General features: G+C 53.5%; 30 protein-coding genes. All 30 read right to left on the reverse strand.

Annotated features, from left to right (window positions below; genetic code table 11):
• Positions 1 to 3: 3 nt before the first annotated feature.
• The 30 genes from flhA to PMI41_RS02235 all read right to left on the reverse strand — a co-directional run bounded on the left by flhA (position 4) and on the right by PMI41_RS02235 (position 25,851).
• The gene (gene flhA, locus PMI41_RS02090; protein WP_008121269.1) at positions 4 to 2,094 is read right to left on the reverse strand and encodes a flagellar biosynthesis protein FlhA; all 2,091 of its coding nucleotides are present in this window, start codon (positions 2,092 to 2,094) and stop codon (positions 4 to 6) included.
• Between the two features lie 71 nt (positions 2,095 to 2,165).
• Positions 2,166 to 2,432, reverse strand: a complete 267-nt coding sequence (locus tag PMI41_RS02095) for a flagellar biosynthetic protein FliQ (protein WP_008121270.1) — start codon at positions 2,430 to 2,432, stop codon at positions 2,166 to 2,168.
• A 2-nt stretch (positions 2,433 to 2,434) separates the two neighbouring features.
• The gene (flgD, locus tag PMI41_RS02100) at positions 2,435 to 2,833 is read right to left on the reverse strand and encodes a flagellar hook assembly protein FlgD (RefSeq protein WP_008121272.1); all 399 of its coding nucleotides are present in this window, start codon (positions 2,831 to 2,833) and stop codon (positions 2,435 to 2,437) included.
• Entirely contained in the window at positions 2,830 to 3,270 is a 441-nt protein-coding gene (gene flbT, locus PMI41_RS02105; RefSeq protein ID WP_008121273.1) for a flagellar biosynthesis repressor FlbT, read from the reverse strand. The genes flgD and flbT overlap by 4 nt, the downstream gene beginning before the upstream one ends.
• A 5-nt stretch (positions 3,271 to 3,275) precedes the next feature.
• Positions 3,276 to 3,620, reverse strand: coding sequence for a flagellar biosynthesis regulator FlaF (flaF, locus tag PMI41_RS02110; protein WP_008121275.1), 345 nt, complete (start codon positions 3,618 to 3,620; stop codon positions 3,276 to 3,278).
• 45 nt (positions 3,621 to 3,665) lie between these two features.
• Positions 3,666 to 4,715: a flagellar hook-associated family protein gene (locus PMI41_RS02115; RefSeq protein WP_008121279.1), complete on the reverse strand. Its 1,050-nt coding sequence runs from the start codon at positions 4,713 to 4,715 to the stop codon at positions 3,666 to 3,668.
• 2 nt (positions 4,716 to 4,717) lie between these two features.
• Entirely contained in the window at positions 4,718 to 6,172 is a 1,455-nt protein-coding gene (gene flgK, locus PMI41_RS02120) for a flagellar hook-associated protein FlgK (protein ID WP_008121281.1), read from the reverse strand.
• Between the two features lie 31 nt (positions 6,173 to 6,203).
• Positions 6,204 to 7,466: a flagellar hook protein FlgE gene (locus tag PMI41_RS02125; RefSeq protein ID WP_008121283.1), complete on the reverse strand. Its 1,263-nt coding sequence runs from the start codon at positions 7,464 to 7,466 to the stop codon at positions 6,204 to 6,206.
• Positions 7,467 to 7,596: 130 nt separating this feature from the next.
• Entirely contained in the window at positions 7,597 to 8,268 is a 672-nt protein-coding gene (locus PMI41_RS02130; protein WP_008121284.1) for a response regulator transcription factor, read from the reverse strand.
• A gap of 238 nt (positions 8,269 to 8,506) precedes the next feature.
• Entirely contained in the window at positions 8,507 to 8,977 is a 471-nt protein-coding gene (locus PMI41_RS02135) for a transglycosylase SLT domain-containing protein (protein ID WP_008121286.1), read from the reverse strand.
• Positions 8,978 to 9,029: 52 nt separating this feature from the next.
• Complete coding sequence (locus tag PMI41_RS02140) at positions 9,030 to 10,316, reverse strand: flagellar hook-length control protein FliK (RefSeq protein ID WP_008121288.1); 1,287 nt, start codon at positions 10,314 to 10,316, stop codon at positions 9,030 to 9,032.
• Positions 10,313 to 11,518, reverse strand: coding sequence for a hypothetical protein (locus PMI41_RS02145; protein ID WP_008121291.1), 1,206 nt, complete (start codon positions 11,516 to 11,518; stop codon positions 10,313 to 10,315). The genes PMI41_RS02140 and PMI41_RS02145 overlap by 4 nt, the downstream gene beginning before the upstream one ends.
• Positions 11,515 to 12,750 carry a MotB family protein gene (locus PMI41_RS02150; protein WP_008121293.1) on the reverse strand — a complete coding sequence of 412 codons (1,236 nt, stop codon included), beginning with the start codon at positions 12,748 to 12,750 and terminating at the stop codon, positions 11,515 to 11,517. The genes PMI41_RS02145 and PMI41_RS02150 overlap by 4 nt, the downstream gene beginning before the upstream one ends.
• Positions 12,747 to 13,412, reverse strand: a complete 666-nt coding sequence (locus PMI41_RS02155) for a hypothetical protein (RefSeq protein ID WP_008121295.1) — start codon at positions 13,410 to 13,412, stop codon at positions 12,747 to 12,749. The genes PMI41_RS02150 and PMI41_RS02155 overlap by 4 nt, the downstream gene beginning before the upstream one ends.
• Positions 13,409 to 15,055, reverse strand: a complete 1,647-nt coding sequence (gene fliF / locus PMI41_RS02160) for a flagellar basal-body MS-ring/collar protein FliF (protein WP_008121297.1) — start codon at positions 15,053 to 15,055, stop codon at positions 13,409 to 13,411. The genes PMI41_RS02155 and fliF overlap by 4 nt, the downstream gene beginning before the upstream one ends.
• A 143-nt stretch (positions 15,056 to 15,198) precedes the next feature.
• On the reverse strand, positions 15,199 to 15,981 hold the full coding sequence (locus tag PMI41_RS02165; protein ID WP_008121299.1) for a flagellin: 783 nt from the start codon (positions 15,979 to 15,981) through the stop codon (positions 15,199 to 15,201).
• A 183-nt stretch (positions 15,982 to 16,164) separates the two neighbouring features.
• Complete coding sequence (gene fliP, locus PMI41_RS02170; protein WP_008121301.1) at positions 16,165 to 16,914, reverse strand: flagellar type III secretion system pore protein FliP; 750 nt, start codon at positions 16,912 to 16,914, stop codon at positions 16,165 to 16,167.
• Positions 16,911 to 17,396, reverse strand: a complete 486-nt coding sequence (locus PMI41_RS02175) for a flagellar basal body-associated FliL family protein (RefSeq protein WP_008121303.1) — start codon at positions 17,394 to 17,396, stop codon at positions 16,911 to 16,913. Before PMI41_RS02175 ends, fliP begins: the two co-directional genes overlap by 4 nt.
• Before the next feature lie 9 nt (positions 17,397 to 17,405).
• Positions 17,406 to 18,119 carry a flagellar basal body L-ring protein FlgH gene (gene flgH / locus PMI41_RS02180; RefSeq protein ID WP_008121304.1) on the reverse strand — a complete coding sequence of 238 codons (714 nt, stop codon included), beginning with the start codon at positions 18,117 to 18,119 and terminating at the stop codon, positions 17,406 to 17,408.
• Positions 18,116 to 18,643 (reverse strand): MotE family protein, encoded by a 528-nt coding sequence (locus PMI41_RS02185; protein ID WP_040853452.1) that lies wholly within the window; start codon positions 18,641 to 18,643, stop codon positions 18,116 to 18,118. The genes flgH and PMI41_RS02185 overlap by 4 nt, the downstream gene beginning before the upstream one ends.
• Positions 18,640 to 19,827 (reverse strand): flagellar basal body P-ring protein FlgI, encoded by a 1,188-nt coding sequence (locus PMI41_RS02190; RefSeq protein WP_244423893.1) that lies wholly within the window; start codon positions 19,825 to 19,827, stop codon positions 18,640 to 18,642. The genes PMI41_RS02185 and PMI41_RS02190 overlap by 4 nt, the downstream gene beginning before the upstream one ends.
• A 35-nt stretch (positions 19,828 to 19,862) precedes the next feature.
• A complete protein-coding gene (gene flgA, locus PMI41_RS02195) occupies positions 19,863 to 20,342 on the reverse strand; it encodes a flagellar basal body P-ring formation chaperone FlgA (RefSeq protein WP_040853454.1) in 480 nt (159 codons plus the stop codon).
• 5 nt (positions 20,343 to 20,347) lie between these two features.
• Positions 20,348 to 21,136: a flagellar basal-body rod protein FlgG gene (gene flgG, locus PMI41_RS02200; protein WP_008121311.1), complete on the reverse strand. Its 789-nt coding sequence runs from the start codon at positions 21,134 to 21,136 to the stop codon at positions 20,348 to 20,350.
• Between the two features lie 17 nt (positions 21,137 to 21,153).
• The gene (locus PMI41_RS02205; RefSeq protein ID WP_008121313.1) at positions 21,154 to 21,480 is read right to left on the reverse strand and encodes a flagellar hook-basal body complex protein FliE; all 327 of its coding nucleotides are present in this window, start codon (positions 21,478 to 21,480) and stop codon (positions 21,154 to 21,156) included.
• Positions 21,480 to 21,899, reverse strand: a complete 420-nt coding sequence (flgC, locus tag PMI41_RS02210) for a flagellar basal body rod protein FlgC (RefSeq protein ID WP_008121314.1) — start codon at positions 21,897 to 21,899, stop codon at positions 21,480 to 21,482. The genes PMI41_RS02205 and flgC overlap by 1 nt, the downstream gene beginning before the upstream one ends.
• Positions 21,900 to 21,903: 4 nt before the next feature.
• Positions 21,904 to 22,284, reverse strand: coding sequence for a flagellar basal body rod protein FlgB (flgB, locus tag PMI41_RS02215; protein ID WP_008121317.1), 381 nt, complete (start codon positions 22,282 to 22,284; stop codon positions 21,904 to 21,906).
• 101 nt (positions 22,285 to 22,385) lie between these two features.
• Positions 22,386 to 22,961, reverse strand: a complete 576-nt coding sequence (locus PMI41_RS24910) for a hypothetical protein (protein ID WP_008121318.1) — start codon at positions 22,959 to 22,961, stop codon at positions 22,386 to 22,388.
• Positions 22,958 to 24,262 carry a flagellar protein export ATPase FliI gene (fliI, locus tag PMI41_RS02225; protein ID WP_052025814.1) on the reverse strand — a complete coding sequence of 435 codons (1,305 nt, stop codon included), beginning with the start codon at positions 24,260 to 24,262 and terminating at the stop codon, positions 22,958 to 22,960. Before fliI ends, PMI41_RS24910 begins: the two co-directional genes overlap by 4 nt.
• Positions 24,263 to 24,346: 84 nt before the next feature.
• Positions 24,347 to 25,072 (reverse strand): flagellar basal-body rod protein FlgF, encoded by a 726-nt coding sequence (flgF, locus tag PMI41_RS02230; protein WP_086003495.1) that lies wholly within the window; start codon positions 25,070 to 25,072, stop codon positions 24,347 to 24,349.
• Complete coding sequence (locus PMI41_RS02235) at positions 25,069 to 25,851, reverse strand: DUF1217 domain-containing protein (RefSeq protein WP_008121323.1); 783 nt, start codon at positions 25,849 to 25,851, stop codon at positions 25,069 to 25,071. Before PMI41_RS02235 ends, flgF begins: the two co-directional genes overlap by 4 nt.
• Positions 25,852 to 25,952 lie beyond the last annotated feature (101 nt).

Consider the following 25,952-nt stretch of genomic DNA (forward strand, 5'->3'; position numbering starts at 1 on the left):
ATCTCACGAAATGGTTCCAAGAGAACGGACTTCGACACCTCGCGCTATTTCTACGTGCGATAGCACTGACAGCGTTGTGAAAAGGCGCTCGATAATCATCCGGATATAGGGTCGGGCTTCTGGTGAAGCGACCAGAACAAACCGCTCGCCAGCGTCGAGATGCTTGCGGATTGCCGTTGTCGCCTCGGTTCCGAATTGCTCCAAAAGACGTGGATCAATATCAAACTCGGTGACCTCGCCCTTTGCATCACGCTTGAGGCTTTGATGGAAAACCAGATCCCAGCGATTGCCAAGGCGCAACACGGAAAGCACACTGTTATCAGCCAAGTCACCGCAAATCTGTTGGGCCATGCGCATGCGCACATGTTCAACGATCATCTCAGAGCGCCGCACATGCGGAGCTACCTCAGCTATGGCTTCTAGAATGAGATTGAGGTTGCGGATTGAGACCCGCTCGGAAAGCAGAAGTTTCAATACGGCCTGCAAACCGGAATAAGAAAGATTGGCAGGACAAATATCGTCGAGCAGCTTCTTGTATTCCGGACCAAGCCGATCAAGCAGCGCCCTCATATCTTTGTAGGATAGCAACTGCGATAGATTATTGCGCACGATCTCGCTGAGATGCGTAAGCAGAACCGAGAGATTATCGACAGTCATGTAGTTGTCGCGCTTAAGTTCTGCAGCAAAGGTTTCCGGCACAGAATAAGCCTTCATGCCGAAAGCTGGTTCCCGCACTTCTTCGCCCGGGACATGGGGCGGCGGACGATCTCCAGGAATAACCAGTATCTCGCCCACACGAAGCTCATGCGAAGCCACCACGGTTCCATGAATTTTGATGCGATAGGTTTTTGGCGGCAACAGGAAATCGTCCGTGACCTTGATCTCAGGTACGACGAATCCGTACTCAACCGCAAATTTCTTGCGCATTTTGTTGACGCGGTGCGCCAGTTCAAGTTGCGATGACATCAATCGTGAAGAGAGCTGCTTGCCAAGGCACAGCTCAATCTGAGCTGTCTCAAGTGAAGCTTTGACCGAGTTGCGATCTTCGTCCTCGGCAGTCTTCTGCTTGATTGCCAATTCAGCCTGCGCTGCGGCAGCAACCTTTGCCAGTTTGCGCGGCACCGAAATGCCAATCGCGGTCAAACCTATAGCAAGCACAAAAAACGGAAATGCCGGCAGTCCCGGCAATACGCCGAGAACGAAGAGCAGCAATGCAGCTATGAAAAGAGCTTTTGGATAGGCTCCCAGCTGTCCGAAAACGGCTTTATCAGTCGATCCGCGGGTGCCGCCTTTCGACACAAGAAGACCAGCTGCCAGCGAAACGATAAGAGCAGGAATCTGCGTTACCAGACCATCACCGACCGACAGCTTGGTGAACACATCTGCCGCCTCGCTGACTTCCATGCCGTGGCGGGTTACACCAATAATGATACCGCCAAAAATATTGACCGCGGTGATGATCAAACCGGCAATCGCATCGCCCCTGACAAACTTTGAAGCACCATCCATTGAACCGAAGAAGGCACTTTCCTCTTCCAGTTCGCGGCGGCGATGTTGGGCTTCTTTCTCGTCGATCAATCCGGAGGAAAGATCTGCATCGATGGCCATCTGCTTGCCGGGAATGGCATCAAGTGTGAAACGTGCACCAACTTCTGCAATACGTGTAGCGCCCTTGGTGATGACGAGGAAGTTGACAATAATCAGGATCGCAAAGACCACGAGACCGATAACAAAGTCTCCACCCATGACAAACTGCGAAAAGCCGTGGATCACCTGCCCTGCAGCGGCATAGCCTTCGTCACCATGAGTAAGAATGACACGCGTTGTTGCAATGTTAAGCGAAAGACGCATCATGGTTGCAATCAGCAATACGGTGGGAAAGGCCGAAAAGTCGAGCGGTCGCTGAATCCAAAGCGACACCATGAGGATAAGCACGGACAAAGCTATGGAAAAAGCCAGCCCGATATCGAGAATCATCGGGGAAACGGGCAGGAACAGCACCGTCAGAATGATGACAATGCCGAGCGCAAGGCCGACATCACTGCCGGTCAGATAACCCTTGTCACCCAGTCGTTTTACTGCTGCCTGCTGCACGGACTTCTCCTATTGTCGAAACAACAATAGGGCACGAAGCTTACGCGAAGCCCGCGCGTGCTCGTTCTGGGTTAAAAACCCTTTTCAATCCGCGAATAGGTCAGCAACGTCAGCGTATTGATCTGCGATCCGACGAAGGGGGCGGTCAGGGCAAGTACCGCCAGAATAACCAGTATTTTTGGAACGAAAGTCAGTGTGACTTCCTGAATCTGCGTCAGAGCCTGAAACAGGGCAATGCCGACACCAGCCAGCATAGCCGCAGCAACAGCAGGCCCCGCCGCGACGATAACGGTCCAGATCGCCTGATTTACAATATCGAGTGCATCAGCCTCATTCATGATCAGCTGATAACGATACCCGGAGTGATGATGAGTTCAGCTCCACCCTTGAGCTTGGCAACCATACCATCACTATAAATGCGTACGGATTCGACCACGCCCGATACCTTGCCGTCAGGACTTGTCACCGTCCTGCCAATAATACCGTCAGCTTGCGACAGGGACGAACTGGCGAGCAACTGTTCAAGCTTGGCGTTCATTTGAACAGCCTGCTCAACGCTCGAGAACTGCGCGAGCTGTGTCACCTGCTGCGTTGCATCCATTGGCTTCGTCGGGTCCTGATTTTTCATCTGGGCCACAAGTAATTTCAGGAAGGTCTGATAGTCGGCACCGGCAACAGGTTTGGGTGTGTTGTTGGCCTGACTTTTCTGGTCTGCTGCAACGGGAGGAATGCCGGTCATATTGTTACCTCTGGCCTGTTGATCTGGCCCGCTTGTGCCGGGATATCGGTGTCGGTTGTACCCGACATGATTTGCGCTTCCAGTGCAAAAAGCGAACGTATGGCTTTCAACGCTTCGAAGATGCGGTCGTTACACACGATCTCGTCGATAAGCTTCAGCTCTTTCAACATTTGCGGATTGGAGAATGTCCCGAGCAAGGCTGTCAGCATACGTTTGAAAGCTTGTCCCGCTTCGCTCTTTGCCGATGGATTGATCAGCATGATCTGAGCGGCAAAATAGAGTTGCCTGAGCGGTGATGTCGTCTCGTCGGCCTGAAGCACATGGCCTTCCAGAAGGAAGCTGACATCATTCATGAATTCGAGTGAGACTTTACGGTCAGCCCGCAAGACGGCACCATTCACGTATATCTTTTCACCGGCACGAAGGGAGACTTTCATGACACTCAGATTCCGTCGCGAATGGTACGTGTAATATCGATGATACTGTCATAATCGACCGACCTCTCCTGACGGATCGACTCCAGTTCCTTCAGGATGAAGATACCTATTGATATCAAGGAGGCGCGCAACTCCTGCGGTAACTGGTTCGCCGGATCACCCAGATCTTCGATTATGATCATCCATAGACGGGACGTGAACTGGACCGCTTCAATCCCCTTGAACGAGTAGCTGCCCTCATCACGTGCAGCCTCCAGCATCATGATGGATTGATCGAACAATGACCGCTCGCGCTCTTTGGCACTTGTAGCGCCGTCATTAATGATATCGTCGTATCGAGCCTGGTACATTGTCTTCTCAAGGTTCTGCTGCACAAAAATCGCGCAGCTTCAGGTCTATTTCAGATAGTTCAGCAAGCTCAGGCTTTGCATTTTCACCGTCAGGGCATAGGACGCATCTATCTGCGTGCGCAATGCTTCCACCCTGTTGGCGGCTTCATAGGGGTCGACGCCCTCAAGACCGATTACTGAGCTGTTCAGCACCTTCAATTGCACTTCCAGACGATCTGTTGCGTCTTTCGTCCGGGCCTGTGCGGTTCCAAGCACCGATTGCACACCCGGAAGAGCTGCATTGGCTGCCGTCGTCGTCTCAATTGCCTTGGTAATCACCGTATCGAAAGCACTTTGATTCAGGCCAATATTGGCGAACTCGGCTACCATGGTGTAGCTCATCATCATTTTGCGGAACCCGGCATTGTTGGCACTGACCGAAGTCTCTGCCAGTTCCGTCGGCGCGATGCGGCTTTTCATGAGTGTGTCGGAAGCAGAAGACCAGTTATCAGACCATGAGCCTGCATCAAATTCCGAGGCGAACGGTCCGTCCAAAAAGGCTTTCATATCGTTTGCCGTAATCGTCGAAACCTGCGGATCAGTGACAGGAAAGCCGAAATGATCCGCGAAAGATTGCAGCACCGCCGCACGCGCCGGATTGCCTGCTGCGTCATAATCACCAAGCGGCTTCACATCCGTATTGACACCGGCAAAAACATACTCGCCATTGAAACTCGTATTAATCAGCGAGGTCGCAGTCTGAAGCAATCCTTTGGCAGCGTTTGCCGCAACCTCATGGCCTTGCCCGCTGCCACGCATGGCAATAATCGTTCCCAAAAAATCTTGCGAGCCTTTGACGGCATTGCTCAGCGCATTCTGCGATGTTGTCATGCGTTCAGCCAGCAGCTTGTTCGAATCCGTCAGCACGGAAAGCCGGTCATGTTCCTTGCGCAAGGACAGGGATTGTCCGGTGCGGCTACCCAGCGCAAGACCCGTGTCGAAAACAAAACCTGTCGTGGCCTCCTGCTGCGCCTTGACCAGATCCGCTTGCGCCTTGGAGATGATGCTCCGGGTGGCGTTTGCTAGCACGTACGACGAAACTGATTGTGTTTTCATGTTTATGATGCCGCCTGGAAGAGTTCTTGGAACATCGCGTCTACGGTAGACAGAATGCGGGCCGAAGCCTGATAGGAGTGTTCAAGGTCCAGTAATGATTGCATTTCCGTATCAATGTTGACGCCGCTTACGTTGGAAATCGCATCACTCGCTCTGGACGACAGGATTTTGTTGTAATCATTGGTGTCGGTTACCGACTTACGCTTTTCTTCAAGCGAGCTGATTGAAGCAGCTGCGAAGTCCAGCAGGCTCTTATTGTTACCGGCCGCCGCCTCCGGATCAAAAGTCCGGGGAGCGCCAATGGCTCCTATCAAGCTCTGCAAGCGGTCCGAATAACCAGCAGACCCGTCCGGGTTCTGCATATAGGGCGTACCCGCCGGGCCACCGTCGCGCAGCCGTGAAGGATTGCCTCCCTCCGACAGGATAAAGGCCGATGATACTTTCAGTGATCCGGCAATCCCCGGGAGGATCGTGGCGTCTGTGGGCATGGCGGGTGCGCCGGAATATGTAAACAGGCCGGGAACCGTTGGAACTCCCGTCCCTTGTTCCGCAAACATGCTGACAAGGCTGCGGGCAACTTCGTCCAGTTGCTTCTGATAGGCCGGTGCTGTCTGATCACGCAATTGCAGCAGGCCGCTCAGTCGCCCCGTCCCAAAGGGCTGGTCAAAGGTTCCGTGCGATAGCGGTACGCCATCTACATAGACCTCATTGCCAGTCGTACCAGCACTGAAAGCGCTTGTTGGGGTGAAAGTCACCGAGCGGGCTGATTTTTCGAACAGGGTCACGCCATTCTCGGCAAAGATGACCATATCATTGTCATCGCGCTTTAATGTCGTGATGCCGATCTCGCTGGAAATCTGCTTCAGCAATCCATCGCGCTCGTCAAGATCATCCGCCACATCGGCACCGGCACGTGTGCCGCTGACAATGCGATTGTTGGCCGCTTCGAACTTTGCCAGAAGCGTGTTGATGTTGTTGACGGAGTCCGCAATATCATTATCCGCGTCCTGCCGCAGCTTCTGGGTTTCCTGCGTTCCGCGGTTCAACGCATTGGCAAGAGAAACCGCCTTTGAAACCGTGGATTCACCGACTGACGTATTGCCCGGCTGCGAAGCATAGAGCTGCAATGAATCGCGCAGATCACCAAGAAGGGCGCGGGGTGAGTCTGAAGCATTACTGGCGGAGTAAATGCCTGAAAGGCGGTCAAGGCCGCCCTTCAACGTATCTGATGCCCCCAGAAAGCTGTTGGCTTCAACGAATTTGGAAAGAAGGGCTTCATCCGCGGAGCGTTTCACCGACAGATAAGTCAAGCCTCCGGCTCCGCTAACCACGGAACCGATGCGCCGCGAGAAGTTCGGATCTGTGGCACCTGCAATATTGCGGGATACCACCGAGGTCTGCTTCGACACGGTATTGAGAGCACTCTGAGCAGTAAGGAGCGCCGAGGTTAGTGACATGCCCTTTGTCCAATTCCCATTATAAGTTCAACTATCGTTTCAGGTTCACCAGTACGTCCATCAAATCGGCACCGGTCTGGAAGACTTTCGAATTTGCTGTGTAGTTTCTCTGTGCCTCAATCATCTCGGTCAGATCCTGCGCAATATCAGCGTTGGATTCTTCGAGGGCTTCAGCGGTGATGCTGCCAAAGCTTCCCTTGCCGGCAAAACCAACCTGGACCTCACCGGAGTCGGCACTCGTCGAAAACACATTTCCCGACAAGACCTGGAGGTTGTCGGGGCTCGGCACATCAGCCAGTGCGATCTGATAGATCGGGCGGGTTGTGCCATTCTTGTAATTGGCTACGACAATGCCGTCGGCTCCGATCGTTACATCTTCAATCGGGCTTGGGGAGTTACCGTCAATTTTCACCTGAATCGGATTATAGTCACCGGCCAATTGTTTCGTGCCGGAAAAGTCGATTTCCAGCTGCTGGCCGTTTGGAACGGCAACTGAAATGGATTTATCCGCAGAGACCAGCTTTCCGGTGACAGCATCAAAATCGAAAGTCTCTGTCGTCAGCGGAGTCGGCGGCGTGTAAGGGAAACCACCCGACGCCGAAGCATTGGCTTTGTTATAAACTGCGGCTTCCCATTTATTGTCAGCCGTCTTCGTGTAGTAGATATCCAGCACCACGACATTGCCGAGATTGTCATAGGTCTGAACCGATGACTTGGCGGTGAACTTTGCCGTAGCTGTTGTATTTGCAGGCGGACGGTCTGCAGCCGGAATAATCTCTGCTCCCGCCGGCAGGTTGGCAGTGAAGATGCCCTTGCGGCTTGGATCGGCAATCAGATCATTCTGTGAAAGATTGATCTTCTCCAGACCCTGATAACCATTGGCGACCGGATTCACATTCCCGTTCGTGATCGGATAACCCATCAGATAAAAACCCGCGGTATTGACGAGATTTCCAGCGGCATCCGGAACAAAAGAACCGGCGCGAGTGAGATAGGGAGTACCGTTGGCATTGCTGACGATAAAGAACCCCCTGCCCTTCAGGGCGAGATCCGTCGATGAAGTCGTGAACCGTAGCGGGCCGTCGTCAGAAATGTGGTGACGAACCGAAGTCTCTACACCACCGGAATTGTAAGAGCCGCCGGAACTTGGAAGAACAAGCGACGAAAACTCTGTGCTCGCCCGCTTGTAGCCGGTCGTGCTCGAGTTGGCGATATTTTCGGATACCGTCGACAGGCGATTGGCCTGGCCGTTCATACCCGACACGCCGGTTCGCATCATTCCGTAAAGGCTCATTTCCGTCTCCTAAAGCGCGATTCAGTCCAGAATCGTTATGCTTCGATACTTGCGCGAAGCTGACGTCGGGAATCACTGAGAGAAGCTAAACAATTTCGATTTGGTCAGGACGGCGGTGCCCGCCGATCCATCAGTCGAGATTTATGCAATAGCCAAGGAAGCGTTTGGAATCGATTGGATCATATCCAAGCTGCTCGCGCAGTTTCTTGCGAAGCTTGCTGATATGGCTTTCGACAACACTTTCTTCGACTTCGCTGTCGAAGATTCCATAGATCGCGTTGAATATCTGGGCCTTGTTCAACCGCCTGCCGCGATTGGCAATCAGATATTCCAGGATGCGGCGTTCGCGGCGGGGCAACGAGAAATCGATCCCGTTTACCTGCGGATCGCGCCCATCGGAAAAAATCCGAATCGGGCCGATCTGGGTACCACTGCTGCCATTGCCGTAGCGTCTGCGGATGGCATTGATGCGTGCCAATATCTCACGGACATGCATCGGTTTGCGCACCACATCGTCGACCCCAGCCTGGAAAAGTTCCAGCGTGTTCTCCAGCGATTGAGTGTCATTGACAGCGATCACGGGAGCGGAGCAACGCTCTCGAATTTTATGTGGAAACTGGCTGCGATTTGCGCATTCCCCTATGAGAAATGCTTCCACTGCCATAATGTCATTCTCCTGAACGGTGGCGACCCACTCGCCAAAATCGTTCGGAGAAAAACCTGTTGTTGTTATGCCCTCACGGGCGAACCACGCAGAATACCCACTCGTCACCAGACTTCGTTCGTCGACGACTACAATCACAACCCCACCTTCCGAATCAGTAACTTACCCCAAGCAACACACACCTAGCGGCGGCGGGGAGTCGTCGACAATCCCCAACAAATTGTTCCTAATTTATTGGGAGTCGGAAAGAGCTAGGGCAATTGCTGATTTGAAGGGCAAATGTCAGTTTGGCGAGCGCAACAAACTTAATGAGATAAGTTTAACAAAGTACGACCAAAAATTAAAATTCACGTTTTATTACCGTGTATTAACACGGTCACTTCTCGCAAAAGATACGCGCCTTTTGAGTCCAATTTCCAAAGCCGCTGGCGATCATATTTTCCATTACCCGGCAAACATATTTTTTCTGCGCAGGATCATTGTTCGGACCTGCATGATATCTGGCAACGGCCATTGTCCAGCTGCCTTCGCGATTGTGCAGCTGTTTTAGAAAGCGTGCGGCGTAATCCACGTTCGCAGCCGGATCGAACATCTGATCTACCGACCTGAAGTTCCGACCGTGAAAATGGTGATTGATCTGCATGCATCCGAGGTCAATCAGTTTTGCTCCCTGCAATTGTGCCTCGTCAAATTTTGCTACTGCTGCACTTACCGTCGGCATAAAAACCGCATGCCCTTCAACGTTCAAAGCATATGGTTGGAGCGAATTCTTTCTACCTGTTTCCGTCAGACCCACCGCATAGAGTATTCCGATGGGAATATCGTACTTTGTCGAAGCATTGTGCATTTGCCGCTCGCAAGCATTATCCGCATAGGCAAGCCGGCAAGCAGCAAAAAAGCTAAACAACAAGCCCGCGAGTAGAGTTAAGCCGATTGTCTGCTTTTGCCGCCTTTTCAGGCTGGTCATCCGGCACCGCTTCTCCGAAGAAAGGTTGATTTGCTGACCGATCTCCCGGCGTGTTCTGAAAACCCGATTGACCCTGACCATTGTTCCGCGCACCCGATTGTTGCTGGTCTTGCCCGCCAAGGTTCTGCTGCCCCGTCAGAGTGCTCCCTGAGCCCGCTGACGAGCGATCGACAATTGATATCGTGACGTTCGACGCATCATCCGTGACCCCTGCCCTGTGCAGTGCTTTGCCGAGAGCTTCCCGATCATTCGACAGATGCTCGGCCATAGCCGTGCTTGTAGCGGCAATCTGTATATGCATGCCCTCCGACGTCAGACGCAAACGTGCAGTTACAGTACCAAGCTCGACAGGTTGGAGTTGGATAACCAGCGTTCTAGCTGCACCTGTGGTTTTGTCGGAGATTACCTGAACGTCAGCAACTGCCGGATGGTTAACCGGAGCCGCAATCGTCATGATATTTCCCATGGGTGCTTTCGGTGCTGTCTGCGACAAGGAAGGAGCCGTTTGCAAAAGCGTGCTCTTGTCCGAACCAGTAGCAACCTCTTGCAGCTGCGGTGTCTCCGCATCTGGCTTGGAACCGCGATTGTCTGGCTTCACCTCTCCCGTCGCAATAGCAGGCGAGGCAGTCTTAACCTCTTGCCTTGTTGTCGTAGCTGGAATCAGAGGCAAAGGCTCGGAATCCGATTCTCCAGAAACCGGCAATGAAGCGGAAGCCATCTGTTTGGCAGAAGAATGCTCTTGCTTTCCCGACTCCTGCTTTTTCGCCACCGGTACTGGTGCCGCTATCACCTGCTGCGGAATATCTTCTTTGCCAATGACGGGCTCCAGACTAACTGTGGCTTCAAGGACTTCCTTGGCAGCAGATTCTTCCACTTTGGCAATTGGTACTGCAATGCTTTCATCATGCTGACGCCTGTCGAGCATTTGCTCCAGTGCGGCGATGGGCTGCATAAATGGATGTTGCGCAACTGATGCGGAATCATCGTCTTTTTCATCGCGAAAATCATCTTGCGAATGCGCGACTTTTTCCTCACCTACAGCGTGTTTTAAATCAGTTTTCTGCTTTGGCTTGATGACATTCAAGAGCGATCCGAAATCAGGCATCGGCTCGCTGGCGTCAGGCATGGCCTTCAAATCGGTCTGCACTTCTTCTTTACCTGCAATCCGGGGAACGTTCTGGAATTTCAATTTGAAGGGCATGTTGCTTCCGATTGTCATTTCCCGGCCTTTCCAAGAATTGCATCGATCGCGTCGAGCTTCTTGCGCGTTTCCGTAATCATTGCATCGTCTGGGTCAGCCGCGGCAGGTTGCTTCGTCGTTTGGGGCTTTCGCGCCGAAACCTCCGCTGCAGGCATGGGCTGAGCATCTGCAATTGGAGGCGCAGCCTCGGGTTGAGCCGTAATCTTTCCAGCCATGGCGGTGGCAGCTTCAAGCAGCTTTACATCGCGCCCATGCAGGCGATCCTTCGGTAGGCTGGACAATATTCTGCTTGCTGCTCCCGTGGCGTCGGAACCGACATTGCTGACAGCCAGATAGAGTTTTGCCTGCGTATCGTCGCTCTTGAGCATCGCGGCCAGTCCCGCCGCTTCCTGCGATGCAAACCGCGCTCTTCCCAGATCACCATTGACGATCGATCCACGGGCTATGCGCAAATAAAACGGCATACGTGCGCCCGGCCAAGCCAGCGCTGCCAATTCCTTGATCTCCTCGTCAGTCACCTTGCCCTTTAACTTCAGCAATGCATCTACGAGTTGGCGAAAAAAATCTTCCGAATATGGCGAGCGCTCAAAGCGTTGCAGATAGTTTCTGGCAAGTCCTATCAGCTTGTCCTTATCACCAAGGTCTGCAGCAATACTGAGGCCCCGACGTAGCGCAGCTTCTTCAAGCAGCGTTCCCGGGGCATTCAATCTTATATAATCAAGCCGCTTCAGTGCCGTGATAGCGTCAATCGACGCAAGCTGAGATGCCGTCACCAGATAGATGGAAGCGTTGAGCTCCGTCGGTAAATTCGCAGGTAACTCCTGAAAGCTTTCGACTATGTGCAAAGCATCCCCATCGGCATAAGCCAACGACCCTGCGATAAGCTTCGGATCAACCTGATCGGGCTTCAGCGTGGCAATAACCCCGCGCACCACATCGGGATTTCCACCATTCAGCAAGTAGATGAAAAGGGCATAGGCGTTGGCGGGCTTGTCCCAAGCGTCCGGTTTCGCCTCTTTAAACTGCCGCGAAATATGAGCGAGCACGCGGTTGAGCATTGGCAGGGCTTCCGGCTTTCCGGATGCCACCTGATCCTGAAGCATACGCATTGACCGAACCAGCAGATATGGTTCCGCAGCAGGCACATCGGCACGCGCCTGCGCTTGCTGAACAACAAGCAGACCCAGTATCAACAGAAGATGATACCGCCTTATTCTCATCTGCTGGCCGTCTTGAGAAAGATATCGATCCGGCGGTTTTGCGCGGCATAGGGGTCGGAAGCGATTTTCGGGTCACGATCCGCATAGCCGTCAATTCGCAGGATACGTTTCGCGTCCAGACCGCCGCGTGTCAGCATGTAATAGGCCATGTGAGCTCGTGCCGACGACAGACGCCAATTGTCATAGCTATCGCTTTTGAATGGCCTCGCGTCTGTGTGACCACTGATGACCACATCTCCCTTGCGTGTAGCGATGATTTTCCCGATCTCATCGAGAACCTGGACCACACGCTTGTCCGGCTTGGCTGAACCAATGGCGAACATGCCGTAATCCACCTTGTCGGTGAGCTGAATCATCACGCCGTCATCTGTAGGGACGACTGTCACTTCCGGGGCGTTCTTCTCGTTTGCGACACCGGTCTTTGCTATCTCTGCGGCAAGCTTTTGCGCAATCTCGGCTGGACTGATGTCTGGTTTGTTTTCTTTGGCCGCCTTATCGGCAGACTTCACTACGTCAGGGGTCTTTATAGCTGGCTCCGGCTTCACATCGCCCGCACTGATCCGCTGCTCAAGTGAGGCCTGTTCGATTTTCGCCAGTTCTTCCTTTGCACCCTTTTTGTTGACACTCGCACTTTTTTCGTACGATGGCGGCGGTACAGGTGGACTGTCCGTCAGAGGGAAAATTTCTTCATCTACCCGGTCCGTCCAGTAATTGGGATTGAACGGATCGCGATAGGCCTCTCCGCCTTCAGCGCCCGTCAACGGCCCTGCCCGATTGATACCACCCGCACCTGCTACGGAACGGTTCTGCAGCACACCGGAGTCCGTAGCGATCTCCGCAAGAACCGCATATGGGTCCTTGAATATCTGTCGTTCTTCCCGCTCTGGCTGAGTTTCCGCTTCCCTGTCATTTCGCGAACTTTTGGTCTCGGCATCGGTAGAATCCGGTCGTTCAAAACGGACCTTACCCTTTTCTTCATCCGAATCCTGAATACCTTTTGGCCGCGCGTTACGATCCATCAATTTTACGGGATTGAAGTAGCTGGCGACGGCAGCTTTTGTTTCTTCATTGGCCGCATTGATGAGCCACATGACAAGAAAGAATGCCATCATAGCGGTCATGAAATCGGCATAGGCGATTTTCCATACACCACCGTGATGGCTGTCCTCACCATCACCGCGACCGCGTCGTACGATAACAATCTCACGATGTGTTTCGGGATCAATATTCATCGAATGTGATCCTTCAAACTATCGATCAGGCGGCCAAGGCGCGTCTCGACAACTGCATCATCAAGCCGCAAGGACAGTTCTGCCTGATTTGCCTCTGTCATTGTAAAACGCATAGTCTCAAAGTCCGGTCGGTTGCGGAGGGCATCCAGGAGATGTAGCGGACCGGTAATGTTGGCCGTAATCCCCGCTTGCCCTGTGGTCAGCAGTTCAATTTCTGTCACAAAAGCAGCTACTGCCCGCTCCCGCATATTATTCTCGACCAGCGGCACGATAACCGCCGCCAGTGAGCCGGAAAGATCAGACGCGATTGCCTTCAGGCCATCTTCAATCTGCGATGCAATGCGAGCGCCTGTCTGTTCGAGAAAAGTAACTTCTGCGCCAGCGAGTTGCTCTTGAAACTCCCGTTCCAACCGTACTTTTTCCGCCTCAAACAGAACGGAGGATTCAACCTGTCCGGACTCTCGTCCTGCGGCAAAAGCCTCCTTGATCTTGAGCTCGTAATCGATGAGCTCAACCACTTCTTCAGGGGCATCGTCAAAGTCAGGTTTGATCGCTATCCGTTCACCCGGCGCGGTAAAAACAGTCACCCGATCAGCCGGAACGAGCTTGGGCGTAAAATCCGTCAACATGCTGGCAATAGATTTGGATTGGGTTGCAGTCATGCTGCTTCATGCACCCATTGTTTGAGGATGGCAGCGACGCGCTCTTCATCCATATCGATCATTTGCTCCAGCCTGTTTTGCGCCGGAACGCGCATACGTCGTCTCAGCTCGCTGAGATCGTCATAGGGCACACTCTGTTCTGTATTCGCAGCAGCGACAGCTGGAAGATTGGTTGCCGGAGCTAGTCCTGGCATTGCGAATGACGGCTCTGACGCAACCTGCAACGCTGTCTGTTGATTGCCCATTTCACGCATCAGTGGACGTACGCCGAACCAGAGAACCAAACCAACCGCCGCTATCAGCGCCGCTGCATTGATGAGTGTGCCAGTCTGCCTGAAGATCATTTCCGATATGGGCGTTGAAGCCGGTTGCAACTGCTCATCCGCCGTTTCCATGAAATTCACCGCCGTGACATTGATAACGTCACCACGCTTTGTATCGAGGCCGGCAGCCGTAGCGACCAATTGCGTAATCTTGGCGATCTGCTGGTCAACGAAATTGGCGGGTGGTGGTGTTTCACCTGCCGTAGCAAGCAGCCGCGCTTGATCAACCACCACCGCAATGGAGAGGCGTTTGATCTGATAGCTGTCACTTGTTGTCGAAACTGTCTTCGAACTCAACTCGTAGTTGGTCAGCTCTTCCCGCTTGTCGGTCTTTTCCGTAGCGCTGTCACCATTCCTGCTGGCAATTTCTTCCTGCGGAATGTTCTGCTCGACGCCAGTTGCGTTGTCACTGGTCGAATTTTTGGAATCGCCACTCTCTCGAACCACTCTAACCGAACGCTCAACACGTGATTCGGGATCAAAAACTGTCTCGTTGGTCTGGCGACGATCCGTATCGAGGGCTACCTGAACGCTCGTCTGGAAATGTCCGACACCCAGATAAGGTGCCAGTGCCTTTCGGATGTTCTCATCAACAGACGACGAAACATTCTGCTCCAGCGTGGCCGACATCACCGCACCCGCATTGGTGCCGTCATCCTTTGAGGCCAGCAGACGGCCATTCGTGTCGAGAATTGTTACCTCGGAGGCTGTCAGTTGCGGCACAGCAGCGGCAACCAACTGGCGTATCGACTGGGCGGATTCAATGGCAAAGTCACCCTCAGTACGGATGACGACCGAAGCGGAAGGAGCCTGATCGCCGCGGCGGAAACTGCCCTTTTCCGGCAGAACGATATGCACGCGTGACGCCTTGATTCCGCGTATCGCCTGAATGGTCCGCGATATTTCGCCCTCAAGGGCTCGTACGCGCGTAATCTCCTGCATGAAGGAGGTCAGGCCGAGCGAGCCCATATTGTCAAAGAGTTCGTACCCGGCATTATTGCTTGTCGGCAGTCCTTTTTCGGCAAGATACATCCGCGCCTGATCCGCTTTGCCGAATGGTACCAGAACCGAAGTTCCATCTGATTTAACGTCGAACGGTATGCCTGCTTCGCCCAATGCCATGCCCATGCGATTGACGTCGTCGCGACTGAGGCCAACATAGAGGGTCTCGTACTGAGGGCGGTTCAGATAAAAACTTGATGCGAGAATCGCAGCGAAAAGCGTTACGCCGATGATGCCAAGCGCAATAAGCCGCCGGGCCCCAAGCTTCTGCAACGCTGTACCCAGCTGCTCGAAAGTCTGTCTTATGTTCTTTTCCATCAATTCCCACCGCAACGCCGTACGGTGACAATAGATGCTGAAGCTTGCGCGAAGTTAGAGCGGCGTAAGCCACAACCGCTTCCCACAATAAAAAAGGCCACGCGCGATGCGTGGCCAATTCAAGTTTTGCAGAATTATTCTTGTTAGCCGCGGAAGAGCGACAGAATGCTCTGGTTGCCGGAATTGGCAATCGAGAGCGCCTGAATGCCGAGCTGCTGCTGAACCTGCAGAGCGGACAGACGAGCTGATTCTGCGTTCATGTCAGCGTCAACGAGCTGGCCAACGCCGCGATCGATCGCATCCATCAGCGAGCTGGTGAAGCTTACCTGCGTGTCGATACGGGTCTTTGCGGAACCGAGACCTGCTGCTGCTGCCTTCATGGTGTCGATGGCTGTGCCGACAGTTGCGGAGGTTGTAGCTGTTGTCAGAGCAGCTTCCAGATCGAATGCAGCAACTGCAATCGTTGTTACACCAGTGCCAGCTTCGTAGCCGGTAACGATGTTCTGTGCTGTGCCGCCTGTCTTGAGCAGGTTGACGCCCTGGAATGTCGCGCCTTTTGCCATTTCAACGATCTGAGCCTTGAACTGTGCAATGTCGGCATCAATGATGGCGCCGTCTGTGCCTGGAGTTTCCTTGGCAACATATTTTGCCTGGATCTTCTGAGCGAGATCGATAGCCTTCGTCAATGAAGTATAGGCTGTGTCGACGATGGAAGCACCAAGGCCAAGACCGTCTTTAACAGCGGAAAGAGCCGAATTCTGCGTACGCATGCCGGTTGCAATTGACCAGTATGCTGCGTTGTCGGAAGCTGTCGAAACGCGCTGACCGGTAGCAATACGGTCCTGCGTTGTAGCAAGGTTCTTGTTTGTTGCAGAAAGAGTCTGAAGCGCAGTCATTGCTGATGCGTTTGTAAGAATGCTAGCCATAGGATGAAGTCCCTGATGAGATACTGATTGGGACATACCGGGTTGACCGGTATAACGGAGCGGCATCATGCCTATTGTCGTAGCGACAACCCGTTATGTTCGTGATGAGTAAGCCAAAAGTATTACAGTTTCAATAACGCTCATGATTAATTTTTCAACATTGGTTATCGCACCGGTATCCGGCTAAGAATATGACCTGATGAGACTGCCGACCAGAATGTTCCAGCCATCGATCAGGACGAAGAAAAGTATCTTGAAAGGTAGCGAAAGCACAGTTGGCGGCAGCATCATCATGCCCATAGACATCGTCAATGTCGCCACAATGAGGTCGATTACCAGAAACGGCAGAACGATCAGAAACCCGATTTCAAATCCACGGCGCAACTCGGAGATCATGAAGGCAGGGACGAGAATCCGCAGATCGACAACCTGATTCGCCTGCGTGCGAAATGATTCATCGGCCAGATCTTCGAACAATCGCAGGTCCTTATCGCGAACCTGACGCAACATGAACTCGCGGAAAGGCGTCGTAATTTCGTTGATCGCCACATCCTGCGTGATCTGATTATTCACAAGTGGCTGAACGCCATTCTGCCAGGCCCGATCAAACACCGGAGCCATAACATAGAACGTCATGAACAATGCAAGACTGATCATCACCAGGTTGGCCGGCGTGGTTTGCAACCCGAGCCCCGCCCGCAGCATTGAAAACGCAATGGCAAAGCGCGTAAAGCTGGTGACCATAATGAGAATACCGGGAGCAATTGACAAAACGGTCAATGCCGCCAGCATCTGGATGATCTGGCCGCTTGACGACGCACTGCCCTGCGGTATCAATCCTTCAAGCAAGGAAGTTTGCTGGGCCACTGCAGTTCCGCCAAGACCAAGCATAAGCCCGGCAAATACAAGCGGTGTCAGAAAAAGTCTGTTCATTCCATCACCAGCGCCCAGATATAAACTTTATCGACCTTGCCCTCTGTGCGCATGCGGGCACGTTCCTGCAAATCCATCCTTAGATACTCAAGTCCGGCTGGTCCACGCAATTGCATCAGATTTACCGTACGAAGGAACGCCATGAAGTCGCCAGCTACGGCTGTGGACAGTTCATCGGAAATTGCTTCCCCCGGCCGGACAATCAAACCTGCCTCAAGTCTTATCCAGACATCCTGCGGGATTTTGACATTGGTGAGGATCGGCTTCAGCACGACGACGCTTCCGGTGGGCATTGCTTCCGTAGCCGGAGTTTTTTGCCCTTCGACACCAGAAGCGGCTTCGGGTACGGCAAGGCCCAGCTGACCGCCCAAGAACCAGCCTCCACCCGCAGCAATAAGCGTCAGCACGACAACCACAATTGCCAGAGCAGCTATGGAAGGAGCCTTGCGTGTCGACCCTGAGTCTTCTGTGACAGCACTCATTCTCTGTCCCTAGATCGGTGAAACCGCGTCCAGGACCTGCTGGCCCCATGGCGGCTGTTGCACTTCGCTTTGACGGCCACGACCGCCATAGGAAATGCGGGCTTCTGCAATTTTCTCGTAGGAAATCGTATTATATCCGGAAATGTCCCTTGGCCGGACGACCCCGGCAACATTGAGCACGCGAAGCTCGTTATTGACACGGATTTCCTGCGATCCGCGAATGATCAGATTTCCGTTCGGCAGGATGTCGGTGACAATGGCGGCAACCGAAAGATCAATCTTCTCTGATCTCTCAATCTTACCCTCGCCCTTGGTTCGACTGTCTGAATCATAATCCAGATTGCCGCCAATATTGCTGACAGAAATACCACTACCGCCAAGATCCGCCTTCGCACCATAAATGCCTGAGGCGACACGGGAACGGTCAGATTTATTATCCAGCTTTGCGCGATCATCAATGGAAATGACCACAGTCAGCACATCGCCCGGGTTTGTTGCGCGTGGATCGCGAAAGAAGCTGGCCTGCCTGTCCTGCCACAGGGAATACTTCTGCGGGCGGGGTTGTGTTGGATAGTTGGAAGGGTCGCTGACAGTAAAATTGTGCCCCACACCAGTCCCGACAGGAGTCATTTCCGGAGGCCGGTTAAAATCACGCGGATTCATCGCGCAACCGGAAACCAGAAGCACGCTTGCAAAGGCGATTGGCATTGCCGCTTTTTTCATTGCGCGGTTCTTTCTTTTGTCGTCACCACCCGCGATCCGACAATCACCCGCGCGAGCTTGGATGATTTCTCAGGAGGCATTTCATTGAGAATAACGCTTGAAACTCTTGGGTTGAGTTTCAGCAAAAGGGCTGCCGCGGCTTCATCGCCTAGCAGCGCCATTTGGGCGGCGGCCGCATCGGGCCGCATTTTGGAGATGATCCCGACAAGCGAATCTTCCGCCTTGTCGATAAACTCATCACGGCGTTTCAACCAGACTTCATATTCTTGACGCTTGGCATCAAGCAGCTCGATACGGCTGTCAATGTCTTCGCGAAGCTGCTGAAGCTCACGGGTCTGCATCGCATAGCGCGCGTCCGCTGCCTTGTCGGTGATATTGGTGCAGTAACGATCAATTTCCTGTCCGGTATCATCCGGCGCTTTGGCTGCTTCCTGTGAAAATCCGTAAGTGGCGGGAAGAAGCAAAGTCAGGCAGAACGCCAGGACTGCAACAAAGGACCGGATGAATCGTATGGTCATGATCATTGAACCACCAACTCGGCGTGAAGTGCACCCGCTGTCTTGATACCCTGCAGAATAGCAATAATACCCTGTGGCTTTACGCCGATCTGGTTCAATCCCTTGACCAAGCTTTCAAGGTCAGTACCGCCTAGCAATCCTATTTTCGAAGCTTGGTTGACGTCAATTTCGGTGTTCGGCTCTACCGCCGTTTCGCCATCCGAGAATGGTTCAGGCTGTACGATAGTCGGCCTTTCGGTTACGCGTACCGACAGGCTGCCATGGCTGATTGCAACCCGCGAGATGCGCACTTTTTCACCGATGACAACCGTTCCCGTTCGCTCATCGACAACCACCCGGGCTACCTCATCGGTAACGACGGGCAGTCCTTCAATCTCGGCAAGAAAGCGTGTCGCAGAAATGCTGGCCGGTTTACGCAGTCGAATTGATTTTGAATCCCGCTCTTTCGCAACCGCCTGCTTGTAGCGGCGTTTGGCAAAGGCATTGATGGTATCGGTAATGCGTACTGCTGTCGTGAAATCGGGCTCACGCAGTTCAACAACCAGCTCATCGTGGCCAAAATTACCGGTCACTTCTTTTTCGACAAGCGCGCCATTTGGAATGCGCCCGCTTGTGGGCACACCTTGCGTTACGGTTTCCGCCTGACCCGAAGCCGTGAAGCCTGAAACGATCATATTGCCTTGAGCCACCGCATAGGTCTGACCGTCTGCTGCGGCCAATGGTGTCATGACAAGCGTACCACCAGCCAGAGACGTGGCATCGCCCAAAGATGAAACTGTAATGTCTATTCGTGAACCGCGCCCGGCGAAGGGCGGCAGGTTGGCCGTTACAATCACAGCGGCGATATTCTTGGTGCGGGAAGCACCGGCCGGCGGGCTGATACCCAGATTATCCAGCATGGCGCGCATGGATTGTTCGGTGAATGGTGCGCTGCGTAAGCTGTCACCTGTACCGTTGAGGCCTATAACAAGACCATAGCCGACAAGCTGGTTCTCACGCACACCTTGAATATTGGCGATATCTTTAAGGCGGGCAATCGCTCCGCCCTCACCCAATTGCGATGAAGCACCGCCCCAGCGGCCGTCATCCAGTTCTTTCTGGAATGCTGCGCGCGCTTGACCCGGCGTCCTGTAGTCTTTGGCATTGGCTGAAGGCTCCGCCGCATAGGTTACGGAGGAAGCTGCAAACATTAAACCGATAAGTGCAGTGAGGGTCTTCTTTAACCTCATTGCATACCGACCTGAATGCTACCATTGGCAAGCACAGTTCCAGTTACGATAATACCGCTGTCAATATTCCGCACCTTGACGAAATCGCCTGAACGCCCCGGCTCCATTGGTATGCCCTTGGCGGTAATGACCAGTGTACCCGTATCGTAAATGATTGGCACGGCAACCCCTCGTTGAATGAGGTCCGGCTCGTTGACGGCCGTTACCAGAATGGGTTGTCCGGGAAGAAGCGTCTTGCGCGCAACTTTCCCCACAAGCTGATCAACCGAAAGCACATAGCTGCCGGCTGCACTTGCCTTGATTGTAAACATCTTCTCCTGCAGGCCGTTGCTGCCGATAGCTTGACCGGGATAGATGATCTGCGATGGAACGATAAAAGCGATGCGGTCTGCCGATGCGGCAGACGCAACCAGACAGGCAACGGCGAAAGTGCTTGCCTGAAAGAAATTTCTTATCGTTTCAAATCGCACCATCATGGACCTCAGCGCAGATTCTTCGAGACGACCGATGCCATTTCGTCTGCCGCCTGAATGACCTTGGAGTTCATCTCATAAGCGCGTTGCGCGGTGATAAGATCGGTAATTTCCTTGACGGGATCGACGTTGGAGCTCTCAAGGTAATTCTGCTTCAGCGTAGCAAAACCCGGGTCGCCGGGAACGCCGACAACCGGGTCGCCTGAAGCGTCCGTCTGACGGAAAAGATTGTTCCCTAGCGGTTCAAGACCGGCTTCATTTGCAAAATTCGCAATCTGCAACTGTCCGAGATTAACGAGCTGGGTTTGGTCCGCCATCTTTGCAAAGACCTGGCCACTTTCCGTAATCTTGATTTCGATGGCATCCGTAGGAACGACAATGTTCGGTTCGACGAGATTGCCATCCAGCGTGACCAGCTGCCCCGTTCCATTGATGTTGAATGCACCCGCGCGGCTATACAATGTGTCGCCAGCCGGGTTCTGGATTTGAAACCAGCCACGCCCGATGAGCGCCACATCATAAGGGTTACCCGTCTGGTTAAGCGGTCCCTGTATATGAAGGTTGCGTACGGCAGCGGTCTGCACGCCGAGACCTACCATCGCTCCTTCCGGAATAATGCTCTGGTTTGCGGCATTGGGAACGCCAGCTGTCCGCTCTGCCTGATAGAGCAGATCGGAGAATTCCGCCTTTGCGCGTTTGTATCCGGTCGTGTTGATATTGGCGATATTGTTCGCGATGACTTCCAGATTGAGTTGCTGGGCATTCATGCCGGTGGCTGCGATGGTGAGCGCTTTCATTGGGATTCCTTGTCCGGCTAAATCGGCATGCGGCTGATTTCGAGATAGGCCTGAACGATCTTGTCACGGATCGCGATCGCGGTTTGCAGCGATTGCTCCGCATCCATGACCGCATTCACCACGTCGCGGGTGGGCACATCTCCCGTCATGCTTTTCATGGATACCGCTTCAGCATTCTGCAATTTCCCGCTCATTGAACTGGCAAGCTGGGACAGCACATTGTCAAAAGACGGCTGACCTGCCGCGGCCGCGGTTGCCGCTCCGGCGGCAGGACCCTGGTTCACTGTCTCAGTCAGTTTGGAAAGAGCGTTGCGAGTAGAAACGCTTAGAAGCTGGTCTATCATCAGGAGTTCCTCAAAAGATCGACGGTCATGGCAATAAGCTCGCGTGCTTGCTTGACGACCTGGAGATTGGCTTCATAAGAGCGATTGGCTTCCCGCATATCCGCCATTTCGACGACCATGCTGACATTGGGATACTTGACGTAGCCACGGCTGTCGGCAGCCGGGTGGCTTGGCTCATATTCTTCAACAAAGGCCGACGTATCCTTGCCAACTTCAGCAATCCTGACTGTTTCAACACCTGTGGTGCGATCAAGTTCAGTCGCAAAGGACACTGTCTTCCGGCGATAGGGATCGCTACCGGCAGTCTTGCCGGTCGACTGGGCATTGGCAAGATTTTCAGAAACGATGCGCAGGCGGGTCGACTGGGCCGAAAGGCCGGATGCCGCAACCTTGAGCGCTGCTTGTAGCGGATCACTCATGCGCTTAACCCTTCACGGATGACATCATCATGCGATGGAACGCCTTGACGATGCTGGTGTTGAGCGCGAATTCGCGGTTGATCTCGCCGGATTTTACCATTTCCATTTCAAGGTTGACGGTGTTCTTGGAATGGTTCTGTTCGGTCACTGCGTCCTTGCGCAAGGCGGTTGCCGCGATCCCGGAGGCATCAATTTCCAGATGTTTGGGATTGGTTGCAGTCATTGTCAGTTGCGACTGGGCAAGTACGTCATGGAAAGGCTCCACGTCGCGAGCCTTGAATCCCGGCGTATTTGCATTGGCCACATTTCCCGAGACCGTCGCCTGTCTTACCGACAGCCACTCGGCCTGACGTGATGCCAGATCGAAGAGATGAATTCCCTGCATGTACTTCCCCGCAGCCGAACCGATTAACCCGTTCTTAATATATGCTGTCAGGCTTGCGTGAGACTTGCGGCGGCACCAGCTTCAGACAAATTACGACTATATTAGAATGTCCGGTCGATAACATCGCCATCCGAAGTTTTGATATTCCAGCTGCCGGGCGTCGCTCCCCGCTGTATCGCCACCAAGGTGCTGCCGTCCGGCAGAGGCGAGCCCTTCTCGACGAACCAGTATCCGGTTTCGTCCTCTATCATGACCAGACCACCAACCACTTCACGCACGAGGAATCGCGGCTTTCCCGGAAAGGGCTGTGTGCTTGCGTCTGCAATCTTTGCAAGCCTGTCAGCTGTCTGCTCAGATGTCGTTGCAGTGGTCATCGGGTCGAGCTCTTCGCTCGAATTAGGTGATGTGGATGTGACTTTGCCCCTCGTGTCGCGCACAACCTTCTGGTTTGTACGGTTAAGAGGATCGCGTACCTGAATACCGGAAGATTCAGGCCTTGGACGCGCATCCAGAATGTCATAATACATGACGAATGGCAGAACGAATGAAATCACAGCCAGCACAAAACCTGCCGTTTTCAGATAGCCGTCAAAGCGCTTGTCGCGTTGCTTGGGTAGCACAGGTGCATCTGCATCAATGGATACGGGCTTTGCAGTTGTGGCTGACTGTTTTGTCATGATGGCTCCGTTGGCCGCAGGGCGGTGGCAAGGTCGCTGTAAGGATCTAGAGACAATGGCGATGCCGGCGTCTGCTGCATTGTCCCGTAAATAAGCGGAACAAGATGAACTGCCTGATCGATCTGCGGATCGCTGCCTGCTTGGTAAGCGCCGATCATGCGAAGATCGCGTGTTTCTTCAAACCGGGAAATCAGGCTGCGAAGACCTGTCGCAAGCTTGGCCTGATCCGGCGTCCAATTGTGATGTGCAAGGCGCGATATAGACCCCAGAATATCGACTGCCGGAAAGCGTCCCTGCGCTGCGATACTGCGGTCAAGCACGATATGGCCGTCCAGCGTTCCGCGAATGGCGTCCGAAATGGGATCATTGTGATCATCGCCATCGACTAGCACAGCATAGAGACCGGTAATCGTGCCGTTTCCTTCAAGCCCCGGCCCGGCCCGTTCAAGCAGGCGTGGCAACTGGCTGAACACACTGGGCGGATAACCACGCGAGACCGGCGGCTCACCCGCAGCAATGGCGATTTCGCGCGCAGCATGGGCAAAGCGCGTTATCGAATCCACGATCAACAGCACATTGTCACCGCGATCGCGAAAATACTCAGCAATGGCGGTAGCTGTATTAGGCGCGAGCCGCCGCATCATCGGACTTTCATCGCCTGTTGCAATCACGGCAATTGTCTTGTCGAGCTTGCCCGCCATTGTGTCTTCGAGCATATCCCGCACTTCGCGTCCGCGTTCACCGGTCAGCGCCAGGACAACAGTGTCAAAGTCAGCGGCTTTGGTCATCATCGCCAGCAATGTCGATTTACCCACACCAGAACCTGCGAAAATTCCCATACGCTGGCCGAAACACATGGGCACGAAAACATCCACGACGTTGACGCCGCATCTCAGGCCCTTTTCCACCCGGCTCCGGTTCATTGCGGATGGTGCCGGACAATCCACGGATACCGCTTGCGTGCCGGTCGTCATCAACCCCTTGCCGTCAAGCGGCTCGCCAAGTGCATTGATAACCCTGCCTTTCCAATCTGGTGCGGGCGCAATACGGAATTGGCCTTCGGGAAATACCGGGCTGCCCAGCGACGGGGTAATCCGGTCATCAAATGGCTTTATCAATGTCCGGCTTTGCTCAAGACGTATGACTTCTGCAGGATGAAGCTGCTGACCAGACCGGATCATCACCAGATCACCAAGCTGCACTCTTTCCGAAATACCGCGCACGCCTATCGCCGAGCGTGACACCTCATTGACGTAACCGCCAACCGCAATCGGCCGGTGATCGTCACCGGCTTGCGACATAACACGCGCCAGATCATCAAGCTTCACCGAACCGGTGTTCATGGTATGGAGGGCAGTCTCAAGCGCAGTCATGAGAACCAAACATCAGGACGACGAGCCGAGCGTCTTGATTGCGCTTGTGAAGGTCGCTTCGCTACCGCTCAACAACGCATTAACGCGCTCGAAAGCTCGTGTAACATTCATGAGCCGCGTCATCTCGCTGATCGCATCCACATTCGATCCCTCAACGGCTCCCTGAATGACACCCGCATTCGGATTATCGAGCACGGGCTGGGCGGCAACGCTTGGTATGACTGCGGAATTATCGAAGTAACTGAGTTTTGCACCCGGATCGATCGTGAACAATCCGATGGCGCCAAGCTGGCGCCCGTTTTGATAGACTGCACCATCCGACGATATTTCGGGCGGCCCGCCATTCGGGTCAATCGTCAAGGGTTGCCCTCCGGCGTCGAGCATCGGATATCCTTTTACCGACTGCAGTTCGCCGGTCGTTGACATCTTCATGCGGCCGTCGCGGGTGAAAACCTGACCGGCCGGAGTCTGCAGCGAAAACCAGACATTGCCTTTGGCCGCTACATCAAGCGGGTTTCCGGTCTGATTTATCGGCCCTGCCTCTGTCTTGATGAAGCTTTCACCAGCACTGACGAAGCTTGAATTCTCTGCTGCCTTGGACACCATCGCATCGAATTTCATGCCTGTCGCCCGAAAGCCGGGTGTCGACATGTTCGCCACATTATGTGCCAGCACATCAAGTCTCCGCTCCAACGATATTTGCGAAGAAAGACCTACATATATGGAGTTTTCCATCAGCGCCCTCCAAGCTTGAAGGATTGGAGAGTTGCCAGAATGCTTGGCGATATGCCGATCTCCGCCGCTCCTCCGAGCAGTTGTACTGATGGTGCCGTGCTCGTGCTGGGATTGGCCATATCATACATGGCTGTAAACCGGACCAGGAGCTTCTCGACCTTCTTGGGATCCTTCAAATCCTTGAGATCCAGTTTTTCCTCGACCATTTTTGCCTGACGATCAATATCAAGTGCCGATGTCTGTTTCGGAATATTGAAGGTCGTCTGGAATACTGCCAGAAGTCGCTTGTCTCCTAGAATCTCATAGGCATTGGTGATGGATGCAGCTTTACGTGAAAAGTAAAGGGCAAGGCGCGCTCCATCACTTTGCTTGCCTGTTTCCTGCTCAAGCGTCATCTGAACATAGCTGTCAACGACGGGCTTCAATACTGCCGGTTCAGCGGTTGTCTTGTCGCCATATTTGGCAAAATTGAAGGCGGTAGCGAATTCTTTGTAGCGCGTGTCGGTTAACTTGTTGGCAAAGCTGTCCCTATCTTCAATGCCCTCAGTCAGCACCTTCTTGATAAAAGCTTTAGCGTAAGCCATGTCTTCAAGACCGAACGCCTTCAACGCATAATTGTAAAGTTTGGTATCCTTCATGAGATCATCGATGGTTTTTACCTTGCCGATGTTCTTCAGATAATAGTCGCTATCGCGTTGAACCATGGGTTCTTTGGCAACGCGGGCGAGCGAGCGCGGCAAATCCGCAGCAATCAAACGGTAGCTCGTCATCGTACTGGTCATGATGCGCCTTTCAGAAAGCTTTGGCGTAGCTGTCGCAAATCAAGCTTGCCTGAAGCTGTCGGGTTAAGACCAGCACTTGCGTTATGCGTGGTTCGACGGGG

Origin of the sequence: Phyllobacterium sp. YR531 (assembly GCF_000282595.1) — a bacterium.
In the GTDB taxonomy this organism is placed as follows: domain Bacteria; phylum Pseudomonadota; class Alphaproteobacteria; order Rhizobiales; family Rhizobiaceae; genus Phyllobacterium.

What these genes read in the sequence shown, in the direction of transcription:
- flgH (WP_008121304.1), bottom strand. Translation starts at nt 18,119, where the DNA reads ATGAAAAAAGCGGCAATGCCAATCGCCTTTGCAAGCGTGCTTCTGGTT.
- fliI (WP_052025814.1), bottom strand. Translation starts at nt 24,262, where the DNA reads ATGTCGCAAGCCGGTGACGATCACCGGCCGATTGCGGTTGGCGGTTAC.
- PMI41_RS02095 (WP_008121270.1), bottom strand. Translation starts at nt 2,432, where the DNA reads ATGAATGAGGCTGATGCACTCGATATTGTAAATCAGGCGATCTGGACC.
- PMI41_RS24910 (WP_008121318.1), bottom strand. Translation starts at nt 22,961, where the DNA reads ATGACAAAACAGTCAGCCACAACTGCAAAGCCCGTATCCATTGATGCA.
- flbT (WP_008121273.1), bottom strand. Translation starts at nt 3,270, where the DNA reads ATGAAAGTCTCCCTTCGTGCCGGTGAAAAGATATACGTGAATGGTGCC.
- flgB (WP_008121317.1), bottom strand. Translation starts at nt 22,284, where the DNA reads ATGCAGGGAATTCATCTCTTCGATCTGGCATCACGTCAGGCCGAGTGG.
- fliF (WP_008121297.1), bottom strand. Translation starts at nt 15,055, where the DNA reads ATGGAAAAGAACATAAGACAGACTTTCGAGCAGCTGGGTACAGCGTTG.
- flaF (WP_008121275.1), bottom strand. Translation starts at nt 3,620, where the DNA reads ATGTACCAGGCTCGATACGACGATATCATTAATGACGGCGCTACAAGT.
- PMI41_RS02165 (WP_008121299.1), bottom strand. Translation starts at nt 15,981, where the DNA reads ATGGCTAGCATTCTTACAAACGCATCAGCAATGACTGCGCTTCAGACT.
- PMI41_RS02155 (WP_008121295.1), bottom strand. Translation starts at nt 13,412, where the DNA reads ATGACTGCAACCCAATCCAAATCTATTGCCAGCATGTTGACGGATTTT.
- flgA (WP_040853454.1), bottom strand. Translation starts at nt 20,342, where the DNA reads ATGATGGTGCGATTTGAAACGATAAGAAATTTCTTTCAGGCAAGCACT.
- flgC (WP_008121314.1), bottom strand. Translation starts at nt 21,899, where the DNA reads ATGAGTGATCCGCTACAAGCAGCGCTCAAGGTTGCGGCATCCGGCCTT.
- PMI41_RS02175 (WP_008121303.1), bottom strand. Translation starts at nt 17,396, where the DNA reads ATGAGTGCTGTCACAGAAGACTCAGGGTCGACACGCAAGGCTCCTTCC.
- PMI41_RS02190 (WP_244423893.1), bottom strand. Translation starts at nt 19,827, where the DNA reads ATGTTTGCAGCTTCCTCCGTAACCTATGCGGCGGAGCCTTCAGCCAAT.
- PMI41_RS02145 (WP_008121291.1), bottom strand. Translation starts at nt 11,518, where the DNA reads ATGAGAATAAGGCGGTATCATCTTCTGTTGATACTGGGTCTGCTTGTT.
- PMI41_RS02140 (WP_008121288.1), bottom strand. Translation starts at nt 10,316, where the DNA reads ATGACAATCGGAAGCAACATGCCCTTCAAATTGAAATTCCAGAACGTT.
- PMI41_RS02135 (WP_008121286.1), bottom strand. Translation starts at nt 8,977, where the DNA reads ATGCACAATGCTTCGACAAAGTACGATATTCCCATCGGAATACTCTAT.
- flgD (WP_008121272.1), bottom strand. Translation starts at nt 2,833, where the DNA reads ATGACCGGCATTCCTCCCGTTGCAGCAGACCAGAAAAGTCAGGCCAAC.
- PMI41_RS02235 (WP_008121323.1), bottom strand. Translation starts at nt 25,851, where the DNA reads ATGACCAGTACGATGACGAGCTACCGTTTGATTGCTGCGGATTTGCCG.
- PMI41_RS02185 (WP_040853452.1), bottom strand. Translation starts at nt 18,643, where the DNA reads ATGATCATGACCATACGATTCATCCGGTCCTTTGTTGCAGTCCTGGCG.
- PMI41_RS02205 (WP_008121313.1), bottom strand. Translation starts at nt 21,480, where the DNA reads ATGATAGACCAGCTTCTAAGCGTTTCTACTCGCAACGCTCTTTCCAAA.
- PMI41_RS02125 (WP_008121283.1), bottom strand. Translation starts at nt 7,466, where the DNA reads ATGAGCCTTTACGGAATGATGCGAACCGGCGTGTCGGGTATGAACGGC.
- flgG (WP_008121311.1), bottom strand. Translation starts at nt 21,136, where the DNA reads ATGAAAGCGCTCACCATCGCAGCCACCGGCATGAATGCCCAGCAACTC.
- flgK (WP_008121281.1), bottom strand. Translation starts at nt 6,172, where the DNA reads ATGTCACTAACCTCGGCGCTCCTTACTGCTCAGAGTGCTCTCAATACC.
- fliP (WP_008121301.1), bottom strand. Translation starts at nt 16,914, where the DNA reads ATGAACAGACTTTTTCTGACACCGCTTGTATTTGCCGGGCTTATGCTT.
- PMI41_RS02115 (WP_008121279.1), bottom strand. Translation starts at nt 4,715, where the DNA reads ATGAAAACACAATCAGTTTCGTCGTACGTGCTAGCAAACGCCACCCGG.
- PMI41_RS02150 (WP_008121293.1), bottom strand. Translation starts at nt 12,750, where the DNA reads ATGAATATTGATCCCGAAACACATCGTGAGATTGTTATCGTACGACGC.